A 14,910-nucleotide genomic window follows, 5' to 3' on the forward strand; every position below is an offset into this window, starting at 1 on the left:
ATATTCAACAAGATGCAAGACCCCCCAGAGCACTTGTCTTTGGCTCCCTTAATTTAAAATTTTTGTTTGGCCGCCCCCCCCCCCGGCGGGGCGCCCCACGACCGCATCGACGACCGCGTGCCCGGACGCTTCCTGCTCGGCATCGGCGTCGGCCACCCTGAGGCGACGAGTGACTACACGCGCCCGTACCCGGCGCTGGTCGACTACCTCGACGTGCTGGACGCCGAGGGCGTGCCGCGCGAGCGCCGGGTCGTGGCCGCGCTCGGGCCGAAGGTGCTGCGGCTCTCGGCCGACCGCAGCCTCGGCGCGCACCCGTACCTGACGACGCCGCAGCACACCGCCGAGGCCCGTGCCCTGGTCGGTGCCGACGTGCTGCTCGCGCCCGAGCAGCACATCACCTACGCCGACGACCTCGAGGCCGCGCGCAGCTCACTGGCCTACTACCTGCCGCTCACCAACTACGTGAGCAGCTGGCGGCGCCTCGGCTTCACCGACGCGGACTTCGCCGACGGCGGCAGCGACGCCCTCGTCGAGGCGCTCGTGGCGACGGGCGCCGGTGTGCCCGATCGTGTGCGTGCCCATCTCGACGCCGGCGCCGACCATGTCTGCGTCCAGCCGCTCGGCGACCCCGAGGCCGAACTCACCCGCCTGGCCGGCGAGCTCGGCCTCACCTGACGGCGGGCCGCCTCAGCCGTCCGCGACGTCGATCAGCACCTTCCCGACGGCGCCCTGCTCGACGGCCGCGTGGGCGTCGGCGGTGCGCTCGAGCGGGTAGTGGTGCAGCGGCAGCCCGGCGGCCTCCCCCACCCGCACGGCACCGTCGAGCACCGCCGCGGCGATGTCCTCGACCGCCCGTGCCTTCGCCGTCGGCGGCGCGGTGTAGAGCAGCACGAACTGCCACCGCGCGTTGGTGACCATCGACGGACGCACCGGCACGGTCAGCTCGTCGCCGCCGTTGTTGGCGTACATCGCCACCGAACCGCCGTTCGCGACGACGGCGGCGTCGAGCGGTGCGTTCACCGCCGGCGACACCTCGACGATCGTGTGCACGCCGTGCGGCGAGATCCGCCGCACCTCGGCCGCGACGTCCTGCCGCGTGTAGTCGAGCACGTGGTCGGCGCCGGCGGCGGCGGCCAGCTGCGCCTTGCGCGGGCTGCTGACCGTCGTGATCACGGTCGCGTCCGACCAGCGCGCGAGCTGGATCGCGGCGTTGCCGACCGCACCGGCCCCGCCGGCGACGAGCACGACGCGGCCCTGCAGGGTGCCCGGCCCGAGTCGCTGCGGGCCGTCCTCGGTGACGGTGAGGCAGCGGTGGGCGGTGACGAACGGGACGCCGAGCGAGGCCCCGAGGTCGAAGGACGCGACATCGGGCAGCGTCGCGACGTGGCCGCGCGGGACGAGCGCGTACTCCTGGGCCGTGCCGTGCGGACGCTGGTAGGCGGCCTCCCACACCCAGACCCGTAGGCCCTGCAGCGCGGCCTCGACGCCTTCGCCCACCGCGTCGACCACGCCGGCGCCGTCCTGGTTCGGCGTCTGCGCCGGCTCGACCGGCGTGCCGGGCCCTGCCCCGCGGCGCGACTTCCAGTCGGTCGGGTTGACGCCCGAGCGGACGATGCGCACCCGTACCTCGCCGGGGCCCGGTTCGGGCACGGGGCGGTCCTGCAGGGTCAGGACGTCGGGGTCACCGGTGCGGTCGTAGACGATGCTGCGCATACGTCCTGCCTACCCGCCCGCCGACGATCCTTCCAACGCCGCCGCGACCAGCGGTGCCTGCAGCGCCGCCCACGGGCTGATGAGGTCGGGCGCGTCGGTGGCCACCGCGACGAAGGTGCGCCAGTCGACCCACGCCCACTGCGCCACCTCGGCCGGGTCGGGCGACGGGGCGCCGTCGAAGCGGGCGACGAAGACCGGGCAGACCTCGTGCTCGACGATGCCCTCGGCCGAGGTCGCCCGGTAGGCGAAGTCGGGCAGCACGCAGCGCAGCTGCTGCGGCACGAACCCGAGTTCCTCCTCGGTGCGGCGCAGCGCGGCCTCGGCCGGCGTCTCCCCCGGCCGCACGTGGCCGCAGCAGCTGTTCGACCACACCCCCGGCCAGGTGAGCTTGCCGAGCGCGCGGCGGGTCACCAGCAGCCGGCCCGCGTCGTCGAAGACGTAGACCGAGTACGCCAGGTGCAGCGGCGTGTCGGCCGTGTGCACCTCGCTGCGCGGCATGCGGCCGATCGGCTCACGTGCTTCGTCCAGCAGGATCACGTCGTCACTCGCTGCCACTCGTCCAGCTCCCTGCTTCAGGGCGCCGACGACCGGGTAGGCCGAACCGAACGCCAATGTGTCCCATCGCAGAGAGTCGACCATGACGACCGTCGCCGCCGTCCGCGGGGCCCTGCCCGTGCATCGCCACACCCAGGCGGAGATCACCGAGATGTTCGGCTCGCTGCTCGCCGACCAGCGTCGCCTGCCGCTACTACGCCGGTTGCACGAGAGCGCGCAGGTGCGCACCCGGCACACCGTGCTGCCGCTCGACGCCTACCGCGGGCTGCACGACTTCGGCGCGGCGAACGACGCGTTCGTCGAGCACGCCGTCGAGCTCGGCATCGAGGCGATGCGGGGCGCGCTCGACGACGCCGGGCTCGCACCGGCCGACGTCGACGTCGTCTTCTCGACCACCGTCACCGGTGTCGCGGCGCCGTCGCTCGAGGCCCGGATCGCCCACCGCCTCGGCCTGCGCCCGGACGTGAAGCGGGTGCCGATGTTCGGCCTCGGCTGCGTCGCCGGCGCCGCCGGGCTCGCCCGCCTGCACGACCACCTGCGCGGCGCGCCCGGCGAGGTCGGCGTGCTGCTGTCGGTCGAGCTGTGCTCGCTCACCATGCAGCGCGGCGACGACTCGGTCGCGAACCTCGTCGCCACCAGGCTGTTCGGCGACGGCGCCAGCGCCGTGGTCGCCGTCGGCGACGAGCGGCTCGCCTCGGTGCCGGCCAGCACCGGGCCGCGCGTGCTCGACTCGCGCAGCCACCTCTACCCCGGCACCGAGCGGACGATGGGCTGGGACGTCACCGCCACCGGCCTGCAGATCGTGCTGGACGCGAACGTGCCGACGCTCGCCCGCCAGTACCTCGGCGACGACGTGCGCACCTTCCTCGCCGACCACGGGCTCACGACCGCCGACGTCGCGGCGTGGGTCTGCCACCCGGGCGGCCCGAAGGTGATCGACGCCATCACCGACACGCTCGGCCTGCCCGACGACGCGCTCGAACTGACCTGGCGATCACTGGCGGCGGTGGGCAACCTGTCGTCGTCGTCGGTGCTGCACGTGCTGCACGACACCGTGCAGAAGCGCCCACCCGCCGGCACACCCGGCGTGCTGATGGCGATGGGGCCCGGGTTCTGCTCCGAACTGGTGCTGCTCGAATGGACCTGACGGAGGACGCGGCATGACGTGGTTCGTCGTCGTGGTCGCCCTGGTCGCGGTCGAGCGCGTCGCCGAGCTCGTCGTCGCGCGCCGCAACGAGCGTTGGAGCCGCGCGCGCGGCGCGATCGAGACCGGACGCGGCCACTACCCGGTCATGGTCGTCCTGCACACGGGACTGCTCGTCGGTGCGGTGGTCGAGGTCGCCGTGGCCGACCGGCCGTTCGTGCCCGCGCTCGGCTGGACGATGCTCGCGCTCGTCGTCGCGTCCCAGGCGCTGCGGTGGTGGTGCATCGGCACGCTCGGGCGGCAGTGGAACACACGCATCTTCGTCATCCCCGGCGCCGGGCGGGTCACCGGAGGCCCGTACCGGCTGCTGCCACACCCGAACTACGTCGCCGTCGTGGTCGAGGGGTTCGCCCTGCCGCTCGTGCACACCGCGTGGGTGACGGCGCTGGTCTTCACCGTGCTGAACGCCGCGCTGTTGCGAGTGCGGATCAGCGCCGAGGACGCCGCCCTGCGGGAACTCGCCCGTGCCTGACCTGCTCGTCGTCGGCGGCGGCCCGGCCGGGCTGGTCAGCGCGTTGCACGCGCGCCGCGCCGGCCTCGACGTGGTGGTGCTCGAGCCGCGTCCGGGGCCGATCGACAAGGCGTGCGGCGAGGGCCTCATGCCCCAGGCGGTCGCCGCTTTGGCCGACCTCGGGGTCGAGGCGCGCGGGCGGCCGTTCCGCGGCATCCGGTACACCGACGGCGACCGGGTCGCCGAGGCCGACTTCGCGCACTCCCCCGGGCTCGGCGTGCGCCGGACGACCCTGCACGGCGCACTGCGAGCGGCGGCGCTCGACGCGGGTGTCCGGACGGTGCGGGCGCGGGTCACCGAGGTGACCCAGACGCGCGACGGTGTCACGGCGGGCGGCCTGCTCGCGCCGTACCTCGTCGCGGCCGACGGGCTGCACTCGCCGGTGCGCCGCTCGCTCGGCCTCGACGCGCCCCGCCGCGGCCGCCCACGCTTCGGGCTGCGCGAGCACTACGCCTGCGCGCCGTGGACCGACCGCGTCGAGGTGCACTGGGCCGAGGACAGCGAGGCGTACGTGACGCCGGTGGCCGACGACTGCGTCGGCGTCGCCGTCCTCGGCCGGGCGAGAGCACCGTTCACCGACCGGCTGGCGGCCTTCCCGTCCCTGCTCCGCCGCCTGCCGGCGTCACCGCTCGCACCACCCCGCGCCGCCGGGCCGCTGCGCCAGGCAGCCACGAAGCGGGTCGACGGTCGGGTGCTGCTCGTCGGCGACGCCGCGGGGTACGTCGACGCGCTCACCGGCGAGGGCCTCGCGATCGCCTTCGCCTGCGCCGCCGCGGCCGTCGCGCGCATCGCCGCGGAAGACCCCGCCGCCTACGAGGGCGACCACCGCCGCCTCACCCGTCGCTACCGGCTACTCACCGGCGGGCTGCTGGCCATGACGCAACCCCCCGTGCTGCGCCGCGCGGTGGTGCCCGTCGCGGCCCGTGCACCCTGGCTGTTCCGGACGGCGGTGCGGCAACTGGCACGCTGAGGCGATGGACATCACCGAGCTCATCCTCGAGCAGCACATCCAACAGCGCCGGTTGTTCGCCCTGCTCGACGAGGTCCCGCTCGACGACACCGCGACACTCGGCGCGTTGTGGCACCTGCTCGCGCGCTTCCTCGAGGTGCACGCCAAGGCCGAGGAGGAGCACTTCTACCCGCTCGTGCTGCAGCTGCACGCCGACGCGCCCGGCGACGGTGACGACGCAGAGGACGAGACCGTGGACGCGGTGAAGGACCACAACGAGATCCGCGACGCCATCGCCGACGCCGCGAACCACGAGGTCGGCAGCACGGGGTGGTGGCAGGCCGTGCGCGATGCCCGCACCGCCAACGACGAGCACATGGGCGAGGAGGAGCACGACGACCTCACCGCGTTCCGCCGCGTCGCCGACCTGCAGACCAGGCACGACGCGGCCGTGCGCTTCCTCGCCTTCGAGGCGCGCCATCTCGGCGGCGTCGCGCGGACGCACCCCGACCCCGAGCAGTACGTGCGCGAGCACCGTCCCGACTGAGACCTCGAGGGTCGGGCCGACGGTCGCGCCTCAGGCGGCCGGCAACGTCACCGTCATCGTCAGCCCGCCGCCGGGTGTGTCGGCCGGCTCGAGTCGTCCGCCCATCGCCTCGGTGAAGCCGCGCGCGATGGCGAGCCCCAGCCCGGGGCCGGCGTGGGACGAGCGATCGTCGAGTTGCTGGAACGGACGGAACATCCGGTCGCGGTCGGCGGCGGGCACCCCGGGCCCGCGGTCGACGACGGCGAGCCGCACCCCGTCACCCACCCGGTCGGCCGTCACGAGCACCGATGGGCTCACCCGTGCCGCGTTGCCGACGAGGTTCGCCACCACGCGCTCGAGCAGACCGGCGTCGGCCCGCACGAACAGGTCGTCGGCGACCGTGATCGACACCGGCACGTCCGCCCGCATCGCGGCCCGCGCTGCCACCGCCTCGACCGGCACCGGTTCGAGCCGCAGCACGACGGCACCCGCCTCGAGCCGGCTCATGTCGAGCAGGTTGGCGATGAGGTCGGCGAGCTGGTCGGTGCCCTCCTCGATCGTGCGCTCGAGCTCGTGGCGGTCGGCGTCCGACAGCCGAACCGACTGGTCACGCAGCCCGCTGACCGCCGCCTTGATGCCCGCCAGCGGCGTGCGCAGGTCGTGGCCCACGGCCGCGAGCAGCGCCGAGCGCACGCGGTCGGCCTCGGCGAGTTCGCGCGCCTGCGCGGCGGCGGCGAGGCTGGTGCGTTCGGCCACCGCGCGACGCCGGGCCCCGACCTCGACGGTCACCGCCACCACGGCCGCGACGAGCACGTAGACGACGAGCACGACGACGTGCTGGCCGCGGGCGACGCTCAGCGTGTGCAGCGGCGGGATGAAGTACCAGTTCAGCAACAGGTCCGACAGGGCCGCGACGACCAGCCCGCTCGACGGCCCGCCGAGGGCCGCAGCCGCCACGACCGGCAGGTAGAGCAGCGCGGCGCTGGTGAGCGACAGGTCGGCCCGGAACGGCACGAGCACCGCCGTCAGCGCCACGGCCCCGGCCGCGCCGAGGGCAGCGCCGAGCGGTCCGCGGGCGCTGCGGCGGCGGCGCGGCGGCACCGGCTCGGCGACGACATCGGGCACGCGCCCATCCTGCCGCGCCGACCCGGCGCGGCAACCACTCGTCGCACCGGTCGGCCCGCCCAGGTCGCCCGCAGGTTCCAACGGCTGCCGACGATCAGGTGAACATCAGTCGGTCGGCGGTAGCCCGCCGCACCCGTGCGGTACCCAGGGCGCCGTGAGCAGCGACGTCGTGCTGGTGCTGGTGGTCGTGACGGCACTGGGCTTCGACTTCACCAATGGCTTCCACGACACCGGCAACGCCATGGCGACCTCGATCGCCACCGGCGCCCTCCCACCCCGCGTCGCCGTCGCCCTGTCCGGCGCGCTGAACCTCGTCGGGGCGTTCCTGTCGCTCAGTGTCGCCGCCACCATCGCGAGCGGTCTGGTCAGCAGCGGGGCGGTGACCCTCACCGTCGTCTTCGCCGGGCTCGCGGGCGGCATCATCTGGAACCTGCTGACCTGGTACCTCGGCATCCCGTCGAGCTCGTCGCACGCCCTCATCGGCGGCGTGCTCGGCTCGGCCATCGCCGCGGCCGGCGGCTCGGCGGTCAAGTGGCACGGCGTCGTCAGCAAGGTGATCATCCCGGCCGCCGTGTCGCCGGTGATCGCCGGCGCGATCGCCGCACTCGGCACGTGGGCGGTCTACCGCATCACCCGCCGCGTCACCCGTGGCGCCCGCGAGCACGGGTTCCGGGTCGGGCAGATCGCGTCGGCGTCGATGGTGTCGCTGGCGCACGGCACGAACGACGCGCAGAAGACGATGGGGCGTCATCACCCTCGCGCTCATCGCGAACCACAGCATCGGCGCCGGCTCGAAGGCGCCGACCTGGGTCATCGTCGCGTGCGCGCTCGCGATCTCGCTCGGCACCTACGCCGGCGGCTGGCGGGTGATCCGCACGCTCGGCAAGGGGCTGGTCGAGATCGAGTCGCCGCAGGGCATGGCCGCCGAGTCGTCGTCCGCCGCAACCATCCTGCTGTCCAGCCACTTCGGCTACTCGCTGTCGACGACCCATGTCGCCACCGGCTCGATCCTCGGCACCGGTGTCGGCAAGCGGGGTGCCGAGGTGCGCTGGAAGGTGGCCGGACGCATGGCGACGGCCTGGCTGGTCACGCTGCCTGCCGCCGGGCTGGTGGGTGCGGGGGCCTACGGGGTCAGCGACGCGCTGCCGAGCGACACCGGCGTGCTGGTGTGCGCCCTCGTGCTCGCCGGGGTCGCCGGGCTGCTGTTCGCCAGGGCGCGCCGCACGCAGGTGCACCCCGGCAACGTCAACGCCGAGTGGACCGGCTCGGTCGCCCCGCAGCCCACTGCGGCGCCCCTGCCGGCGGCCGCGTGATGCACGCACGACCCGGGAGGAGCACGCCATGACCGGCTGGATCGACCTGCACGCCCTGTGGCGCATCGTCGTCGCGGGCCTGCTCTTCGGCGCAGGACTGCCTGCCCTGTTCGGCCTCGGGCTGCGGCTCGTGTCGCCGGCCGACGACGCGGCAGGGCCGGCGGGCGGCACCGTCGAGGCCGTGCCGCGCGTCGCCGGCTGGTGCTGCTTCGCGGTCGTGCTCGCCGCCGTCGGATGGGGCATCTACCTCATCGTGGAGGGCACATGACCCGCGTCGTCTCGTCGATCCTCTCCTTCCTGCACGCGGGGTACCCCGACGGCATCCCACCGCAGGACTACGTTCCGCTGCTCGCCCTGCTGCGCCGTCGGCTCACCGACGACGAGGTCGCCGCCATCGCCGACCAGTTGGCCGACGCGCGCCGCACCGAGTCGGTGGCGGCGCTGCACGCGGCCATCACCGACGTCACCCGCGAGGCACCGCGCGACGAGGACCTCCGTCGCGTGCAGGCGCGTCTCGCCGCGGGCGGCTGGCCGTTGGCGGACCTGTCGGCGAGCGTGGAGCACCCGCCGACGCCCTGAGCACCTGTCGCGTCCGGTCAAGAAGGCTGTCGCCTTCGGTCAAATGCTGCGCGGTGGACGCCCGGAGACTGAGGGCATGAGCGAACACCTCGACGTCGTCGTCATCGGCGCGGGCCTGTCCGGCATCGGCGCCGGGTACCGGCTGGTCACCGAGCGCCCCGGCACCAGCTTCGCGGTCCTCGAGGCCCGGCAGGACCTCGGTGGCACGTGGGACCTCTTCCGCTACCCCGGCATCCGATCCGACTCAGACATGGCGACCTTCGGGTACGCCTTCAAGCCGTGGCTGGGCGACAAGACGCTGGCCGACGGCAGCGACATCCTGGCCTACGTGCGCGAGACGGCGCGCGAGCACGGCATCGACCGGCACATCCGCTACGGCACCCGGGTGACGAGCGCCGACTGGTCGACGAGCGAGCAGCGCTGGCACCTCGCGCTCGAGGTCGACGGCGAACCGCGCGAGCTGACCTGCGGCTTCCTCTACTCGTGCGCCGGCTACTACCGCTACGACCGGGGGCACACGCCCGAGTTCCCCGGCATCGCCGACTTCGCCGGGCAGGTGGTGCACCCGCAGTTCTGGCCCGAAGACCTCGATCACGCCGGCAAGCGGGTCGTGATCATCGGCAGCGGTGCCACCGCCGTGACGCTGCTGCCGAACATGGCCGACACCGCCGCCCACGTGACGATGCTGCAGCGTTCGCCCACCTGGATCAGCGCGGTGCCGTCGCGCGACAAGATCGCCGACCGCGCCCGCGCCCTGCTGCCGGCGCACGTCGCGCACACGCTCGTCCGCGGCAAGAACATCCTGCGCTCGCAGGCGATCTACCAGTTCTGCCGCTCGTACCCGCAGCAGGCGCGCAAGCTGCTCACCGGGCTGACCACGAAGATCCTGCAGGACGAGGCGGCCGTCGCCGAGCACTTCACGCCGTCCTACGACCCGTGGGACCAGCGCATCTGCGCCGCCCCCGGCGCCGACTTCTACAAGGCGCTCAAGCATGGGTCGGCGAGCGTCGTCACCGCCACGATCGACACCTTCGTGCCCGAGGGCATCCGCCTGAGCGACGGACGCGTGCTCGAGGCGGACCTCGTCATCACCGCCACCGGCCTGGAACTGCTGCCCTTCGGCGGCATCGCGCCCAAGGTCGACGGCGTCACCGTGCCGCTGGACGAGCAGTTCGTCTGGCGCGGCGCGATGATCACCGGCATCCCCAACTTCGCCGTCTGCGTCGGCTACACCAACGCGTCGTGGACGCTGCGCGCCGACCTGTCGTCGCGCCTCGTGTGCAAGGTGCTCGAGCACATGCAGCGGCGCGGGCTGCGGTCGGTGGTGCCCGTAGCGCCGGAGGGGATGACGCCGCGTCCGCTGCTCGACCTCACGTCCGGCTACGTGCAGCGCTCGATCGACGCGTTCCCGCGCCAGGGCGACCACCATCCGTGGACGGTGCGGCAGAACTACCTGCTCGACTCGATGCTCACCCTGCGGGGCGATCTGGGACGCGACCTGGCACCGGCCGGCCCGGCGGTGTCCGACGGGGCCGGTACTCAGGCGGGCTCGAGCAGGTCGTTGGCCTCGACGGCGTCGCGCGCCAGCGTCTTGTAGCCCACCTCGTCGAACAGGACGGTCAGCCGGTCGGCCGAGGTCGACATCACGACGCCGTGGCCCCACTCGGGGTGCCGGACGGCGCTGTTGCGCGGGTACTGAGGGTCGTCGACGCTGTCGTCCTCGGCGAGGCCCGCGTCGCAGGTGTCGCAGTTGCCGCACGGGTGCGGCAGCTGTTCGCCGAAGTAGCCGAGCAGGAACTGCCGCCGGCACCCGGGCGTCTCGGCGTAGCCACGCATCATCTCGATGCGCGAGCGGATCAACTGCTGGTGCTGCTCGGCGACCTCGACACCGGCGGCGGACGCCTGGCGCGGCGCGATGCCCCGGTCGTACTCGAGCCCGCCGGTGGCGTCGGTGCGCACGACGCCCGCCTGCTCGAGCAGGTTCACCGCGCGCGTGCGCCGGGCCGCGGGCTCGTCGACCGCGCGGCGCAGCTCGGCCGGCGAGACCGCACCCTCCGCGTCGGCGAGTGTTTGCGCGACCTTGCGCAAAGCCTGCTCCGGCGGGCGTGCCGCGGTGAGGAAGGTCTGCAGGTGCAAGTCCTCCGGCCGGTAGAACAACACGATCTCGGCCGGCTCCTCGTCGCGGCCGGCGCGTCCGATCTGCGGGTAGTACGAGTCGATCGACTCGGGTGCGGCGGCGTGCAGCACGAACCGCACGTCGGGCTTGTCGATGCCCATGCCGAACGCCGAGGTCGCCACCACCACCTCGAGACGGTCGGCGAGGAACTCCTCGTGCACCTCGGCGCGGTCGGCGGCCTTCATGCCGGCGTGATACGCCCGCGCCCGCACGCCCTCGGCCCGCAGGTCGTCGGCGTAGGCCTCGGCCTCCTTGCGGCTCGCCGTATAGACCAGCCCGCAGGTGATGGTCGGGTCGGCGATGAGCGCGCCGACCTTGCTGAGCAGCGCCGCGCGGCGGTGCTTGTCGTCGACGAACGGCTCGACGGCCAGGTGCAGGTTCGGCCGGTCGAAGCTCGCGATCACCTCCTCGTGCGCACGCAGGCCGAGCCGCGCGACGATGTCCTGCCGCACAGGCAGCGCGGCCGTGGCGGTCAGGGCGATCACCGGCGGGTGGCCGAGCTGCTCGATCACCGGCGCCAGCCGCAGGTAGTCGGGCCGGAAGTCGTGCCCCCACGCCGACACGCAGTGCGCCTCGTCGACGACGAACAGCCCGACCGACAGGGCGGTGAGCTCGGCGAGCACCTCAGGCTTCGCCAACTGCTCGGGTGACAGGAACAGGTACTTCGCCCGGCCCTCGCGCAGGTCGCGCCAGGCCCGCCTCAGCTCGGCGACGCGCAGCGACGAGTTGATCGCCACCGCCTGCGGCGCCGACGAAGCCTCGATCCCGTCCATCTGGTCGCGCTGCAGGGCGAGCAGGGGCGAGACGACCACGGCCACGCCGTCGCGCAGCACGGCGGGGATCTGGTAGATCGCCGACTTGCCCGCACCGGTGGGCAGCACGGCCAGCACGTCGCGTCCGGCCATGGTGAACTCCATGGCCCGCACCTGGTCGGGATGCAGGGTCGGCCAGGCGAACACGTCCTGCGCGGTGCTCCAGAGTTGATCTCTGACGTCGGTCACGACGGACGACTACCCGGGGCCCTATTTTGGGACACATGAGCCACCCCGACGCCCGTGCGTTCTTCGCCACGCGGGCCGCCGGGTGGGAGGACCGCTTCCCCGACGACGGGCCCCGCTACGAACGCGCGGTGCACGACCTGGCGCCGCGGGTCGGTGGCGTCGCGGTCGACGTCGGCTGCGGCACCGGGCGCGCGCTCGTGCCGCTGCGCGAGGCCGTCGGCCCGCAGGGCGTCGTGATCGGCCTGGACGCGACGTCCGAGATGCTCGCCGAGGCACGGGCGCGGGGCCGCGACCGGCTCGCCCACCTGGTGCTGGCCGACGCCCGGTGCTTGCCGCTGCCCGACGGCTCGGTCGACGGGATCTTCGCCGCAGGCCTGGTGCACCATCTGCCCGACCCCGCGGCGGGGCTGCGCGAATTGGCCCGGGTGGCCGCGTCCGAGGGCCGGCTCGCGATCTTCCACCCGATCTCGCGCGCCGCGCTCGCGGCGCGGCACGGGCACGAGCTGCGCGGCGACGAACCGCTGTCGCCCGGCCGCGTCGGCGACCTGCTGGCCGGCGCGGGCTGGGCACTGCTCGACCTGGACGACGGGCCCGAGCGCTACCTCGCCCTCGCCGAGCGCCGTTGAGCACCGCGCGCAGCCTCGTCCTCGCCTGCCACCCGATCCCCACGCTCGGCGTCACCGTCATCGCCGCGGTGCTGTCGGCCGGCCTCGGGCTGCCCGCGGGCGAAGTCGTGCTGCTCGTCGCCGCCGTGCTCACCGGCCAGCTCTCGATCGGCTGGTCGAACGACGCGATCGACGCCCGCCGCGACCGCGCCGCGGCGCGCACCGACAAGCCGACGGCGACCGGCGTGGTCGGTGCCCGCACGGTGGCGGTCGCCGCCGGCGTCGCGCTCGTCGCCACCGTCGTGCTGTCGGTGTTGCTGCGACCGGCCGCCGCGGCCACGGCGCTGACCCTGGTCGCGGCCGGCTGGGCCTACAACCTCGGCCTCAAGGCGACGCCCGCGTCGGCCCTCGCCTACGCCGTCGGCTTCGGTGCGTTCCCGGCGGCGCCGTACCTGCAGCTGCACCGCGACCCGCCGTGGTGGGTGCCGGTCGTCGGCGCCCTGCTCGGTGTCGCCGCACACGTCGCGAACGTGCTGCCCGACCTCGACGACGACCGCGCGGCCGGGGTGCGTGGCCTGCCGCAGCGCCTCGGCGCGCGACGGTCGATCGTCGCGCTCGCCGCGCTGCTCGCCGCCACCGCCGTGGTGCTGGCGGTCGGCCCGCGCACGGCGGGCCCCGTCTTCACACCGGTCGTCGCGGGCCTCGGCGTCCTGGGCGCGGCGGCGATCGTCGCGGTCGCGCGGCGGACCGCCGACCGGCCACTCGCCTTCCGGCTGACCCTGCTGCTCGCGCTGTTCGACGTGGCCGTGGTCGTGTCCGTCGCCACCCTCTGACCCGCGCCCGGTCGTCTGCCAGCACAATCGCGGCATGTCCGCTTCCGGCGAGCGCACCCTGCCCCCACGGGCGCAGCGTCTGCTCGACGCCCACGTGGCGCACGACGTGGCCCAGCTGCGCGGCGGCGCCTTCGCCACCCTGGTCGAGCACGAGGTCGACCACGCCCTCGCCTCGGCCGCGCGGCTCACCCTCGACGCGGTGGTCGGGCGGCAGCAGGTCAAGGACGTCGCCCACAAGTACGTCAGCACGTTCCGCCTGCCCGGTGCGATCCCCGAGATCGCCGGCGAGCTCGCCACCCGGCTGCGTGCGCACCCGGCCAACGGGGCGCCGCTCGGCGACGTGCTGCCGCGCCGTCACGTGCTCGCCGCCGTGCTGAAGGGTGCCGAGCTGCGCGACGTGCGGCGCAGCGTCGTGGACACCATCGCGGCCAGCCCGTCGATGCAGACCTGGCTGGCCGACTACCTGCGCTCGCTGCTCGTCGCGCCCGTCGAGCGCACCCCGCTCGGCGGCCTCGCCCGCGCGGTCACCGCCCGCCTGCCCGTCGACGAGCTCGACCAGCGCGGTCGCGAGCTCGCCGAGTGGCTCTCGGCACGCCTGCTCGAGCAGTGGGCGGCCCGCACGACGCAGCTCTCCGACGACGAGCTGGCCGACGCGCTGCTTGAGGTCTACGACGCGAACTCCGACCGGGCCGTCGGTGACCTGCTCGGCGCGCTCGCCGACGACGACGTCGTCGACCTGCTCGTGATCGGCTACGAGCTCTGGCTCGACCTGCGCACCGGCGACTACCTGCGCGCGCTCATCGACACCGGCGTCGACTACTTCTTCGACCGCTACGGCGACACCCCCCTCGACGCGCTGCTCGCCGAGTTCGGCCTCGGCCGCGCCGACCTGGTCGAGGAGGCGATGCGCTTCGCGCCCATGGCCATCGAGGCGCTGCACGAGGCAGGAGTGCTCGGGGATCTCGTCCGCCGCCGGCTGCTGTCGTTCTACGCGTCGCCCGAGGCGACCGCGATCCTGGACGACCCCGCCGACTGACGCCGCGTTCCCTTCCGCCCGCGCCGTCGTTGAGCCTGCTGTCCGACCAGACGGAAGGAGCCGACATGAAGGTGCTCCGGACGACCGGGGTCAGCCTCGTCCTGACCGTGTCGTGCCTCGGCGGCGTGCTCGGTGCCGCGCCGGCCTCGGCCTCGGTCCCGGCGTCGGCGGTGGCGCCGGCGTCGTCGCCCGACCCGGGACTGCTCGTCGACTGCGTCCTGTCGCAGGTGAACACAACGCTCGGCGGCGGTCCACCGAATGCGGGCTGTCAGCTGCCCGCGCTCCTGCAGGCCCTCGGCCTCTGACCGATCGGCCCGAGCGGCGGTTCGGCGATCATGGCGGCATGACCGCCGACCTGCACCCCCTGCTCGCGGCCCGCTGGAGCCCGACGTCGTTCGACCCCGACCACGTCGTCGCGCCGGACGAACTCGCGGTGCTGCTCGAGGCGGCGCGGTGGGCGCCGTCGGCGGGCAACTCGCAGCCGTGGGCGTTCGTCGTCGGCGTCCGGGGCGACGACACGCACGCCCGGCTCGTCCGGCACCTCGCCGGCAGCGCCGCCCGCTGGGCACCGACGGCGTCCCTGCTCGTCGCGAACCTCGCGCACCGCTTCGTCGAGGACACCGACTGGGACTACTCCGAGTTCTCGCTCTACGACCTCGGCCAGGCCGTCGCGCACCTCGGCTTCCAGGCCGCCGCGCTCGGCCTGGCCATGCGCCAGTTCCGGGCGTTCGACCGCGACGGCCTCGCGGCCGAGTTCGCCGTCCCGCCGCACTGGCAGGTCACC

Annotated in this window: 17 protein-coding genes and 1 pseudogene; 14 read left to right on the top strand and 4 right to left on the bottom strand. The window is 74.1% G+C overall.

What is annotated here, in order from left to right:
- Positions 1–66: 66 nt before the first annotated feature.
- Positions 67–675 (top strand): TIGR03620 family F420-dependent LLM class oxidoreductase, encoded by a 609-nt coding sequence (locus ACTHMS_RS09515; protein ID WP_440306421.1) that lies wholly within the window; start codon positions 67–69, stop codon positions 673–675.
- A gap of 12 nt (positions 676–687) precedes the next feature.
- Here ACTHMS_RS09515 and ACTHMS_RS09520 read toward each other — a convergent pair whose 3' ends face one another.
- Together ACTHMS_RS09520 and idi are read right to left on the bottom strand one after the other, a co-directional pair.
- Positions 688–1,713 (bottom strand): NADPH:quinone reductase, encoded by a 1,026-nt coding sequence (locus ACTHMS_RS09520; protein WP_440306422.1) that lies wholly within the window; start codon positions 1,711–1,713, stop codon positions 688–690.
- A gap of 9 nt (positions 1,714–1,722) precedes the next feature.
- Positions 1,723–2,268: an isopentenyl-diphosphate Delta-isomerase gene (gene idi, locus ACTHMS_RS09525; protein WP_440306423.1), complete on the bottom strand. Its 546-nt coding sequence runs from the start codon at positions 2,266–2,268 to the stop codon at positions 1,723–1,725.
- Between the two features lie 82 nt (positions 2,269–2,350).
- Here idi and ACTHMS_RS09530 point away from each other — a divergent pair, with 82 nt between their 5' ends.
- Genes ACTHMS_RS09530 through ACTHMS_RS09545 form a run of 4 tightly spaced genes read left to right on the top strand, consistent with a single transcriptional unit; the run spans position 2,351 to position 5,479 of the window.
- Entirely contained in the window at positions 2,351–3,415 is a 1,065-nt protein-coding gene (locus tag ACTHMS_RS09530; protein WP_440306424.1) for a type III polyketide synthase, read from the top strand.
- A 13-nt stretch (positions 3,416–3,428) separates the two neighbouring features.
- Positions 3,429–3,944: an isoprenylcysteine carboxyl methyltransferase family protein gene (locus ACTHMS_RS09535; protein ID WP_440306425.1), complete on the top strand. Its 516-nt coding sequence runs from the start codon at positions 3,429–3,431 to the stop codon at positions 3,942–3,944.
- Positions 3,937–4,953, top strand: coding sequence for an NAD(P)/FAD-dependent oxidoreductase (locus ACTHMS_RS09540; protein WP_440306426.1), 1,017 nt, complete (start codon positions 3,937–3,939; stop codon positions 4,951–4,953). Before ACTHMS_RS09535 ends, ACTHMS_RS09540 begins: the two co-directional genes overlap by 8 nt.
- 4 nt (positions 4,954–4,957) lie before the next feature.
- Positions 4,958–5,479, top strand: a complete 522-nt coding sequence (locus ACTHMS_RS09545; RefSeq protein WP_440306427.1) for a hemerythrin domain-containing protein — start codon at positions 4,958–4,960, stop codon at positions 5,477–5,479.
- Between the two features lie 30 nt (positions 5,480–5,509).
- On the opposite strand, the gene ACTHMS_RS09550 is transcribed toward ACTHMS_RS09545, so the two are convergent.
- Positions 5,510–6,583 (bottom strand): sensor histidine kinase, encoded by a 1,074-nt coding sequence (locus ACTHMS_RS09550; RefSeq protein ID WP_440306428.1) that lies wholly within the window; start codon positions 6,581–6,583, stop codon positions 5,510–5,512.
- A gap of 154 nt (positions 6,584–6,737) precedes the next feature.
- Between ACTHMS_RS09550 and ACTHMS_RS09555 the strand changes: the two are divergent.
- From ACTHMS_RS09555 to ACTHMS_RS09570, 4 genes and pseudogenes are all read left to right on the top strand, one after another.
- Positions 6,738–7,896: pseudogene (locus ACTHMS_RS09555) on the top strand (anion permease).
- A gap of 28 nt (positions 7,897–7,924) precedes the next feature.
- Positions 7,925–8,164 carry a hypothetical protein gene (locus ACTHMS_RS09560; RefSeq protein ID WP_440306429.1) on the top strand — a complete coding sequence of 80 codons (240 nt, stop codon included), beginning with the start codon at positions 7,925–7,927 and terminating at the stop codon, positions 8,162–8,164.
- Positions 8,161–8,475: a DUF3349 domain-containing protein gene (locus ACTHMS_RS09565; RefSeq protein WP_440306430.1), complete on the top strand. Its 315-nt coding sequence runs from the start codon at positions 8,161–8,163 to the stop codon at positions 8,473–8,475. Before ACTHMS_RS09560 ends, ACTHMS_RS09565 begins: the two co-directional genes overlap by 4 nt.
- A gap of 76 nt (positions 8,476–8,551) precedes the next feature.
- Positions 8,552–10,072, top strand: a complete 1,521-nt coding sequence (locus tag ACTHMS_RS09570; RefSeq protein ID WP_440306431.1) for a flavin-containing monooxygenase — start codon at positions 8,552–8,554, stop codon at positions 10,070–10,072.
- Here ACTHMS_RS09570 and ACTHMS_RS09575 read toward each other — a convergent pair.
- Positions 10,015–11,652, bottom strand: coding sequence for a RecQ family ATP-dependent DNA helicase (locus ACTHMS_RS09575; RefSeq protein WP_440306432.1), 1,638 nt, complete (start codon positions 11,650–11,652; stop codon positions 10,015–10,017). The genes ACTHMS_RS09570 and ACTHMS_RS09575 overlap by 58 nt on opposite strands.
- Before the next feature lie 35 nt (positions 11,653–11,687).
- Between ACTHMS_RS09575 and ACTHMS_RS09580 the strand changes: the two genes are divergently transcribed.
- From ACTHMS_RS09580 to ACTHMS_RS09600, 5 genes are all read left to right on the top strand, one after another.
- Positions 11,688–12,278 (top strand): class I SAM-dependent methyltransferase, encoded by a 591-nt coding sequence (locus ACTHMS_RS09580; protein WP_440306433.1) that lies wholly within the window; start codon positions 11,688–11,690, stop codon positions 12,276–12,278.
- A complete protein-coding gene (locus ACTHMS_RS09585; RefSeq protein ID WP_440306434.1) occupies positions 12,275–13,090 on the top strand; it encodes a UbiA family prenyltransferase in 816 nt (271 codons plus the stop codon). The genes ACTHMS_RS09580 and ACTHMS_RS09585 overlap by 4 nt, the downstream gene beginning before the upstream one ends.
- 34 nt (positions 13,091–13,124) lie before the next feature.
- Positions 13,125–14,126 (top strand): hypothetical protein, encoded by a 1,002-nt coding sequence (locus ACTHMS_RS09590; protein WP_440306435.1) that lies wholly within the window; start codon positions 13,125–13,127, stop codon positions 14,124–14,126.
- Between the two features lie 65 nt (positions 14,127–14,191).
- Positions 14,192–14,431: a hypothetical protein gene (locus tag ACTHMS_RS09595; RefSeq protein WP_440306436.1), complete on the top strand. Its 240-nt coding sequence runs from the start codon at positions 14,192–14,194 to the stop codon at positions 14,429–14,431.
- Positions 14,432–14,469: 38 nt separating this feature from the next.
- A partial coding sequence (locus ACTHMS_RS09600) for a nitroreductase family protein (protein WP_440306437.1) occupies positions 14,470–14,910 on the top strand: 441 nt, incomplete at its 3' end.

This window comes from Jatrophihabitans sp. (assembly GCF_051960575.1).
Lineage (GTDB): Bacteria > Actinomycetota > Actinomycetes > Mycobacteriales > Jatrophihabitantaceae > JBQCEE01.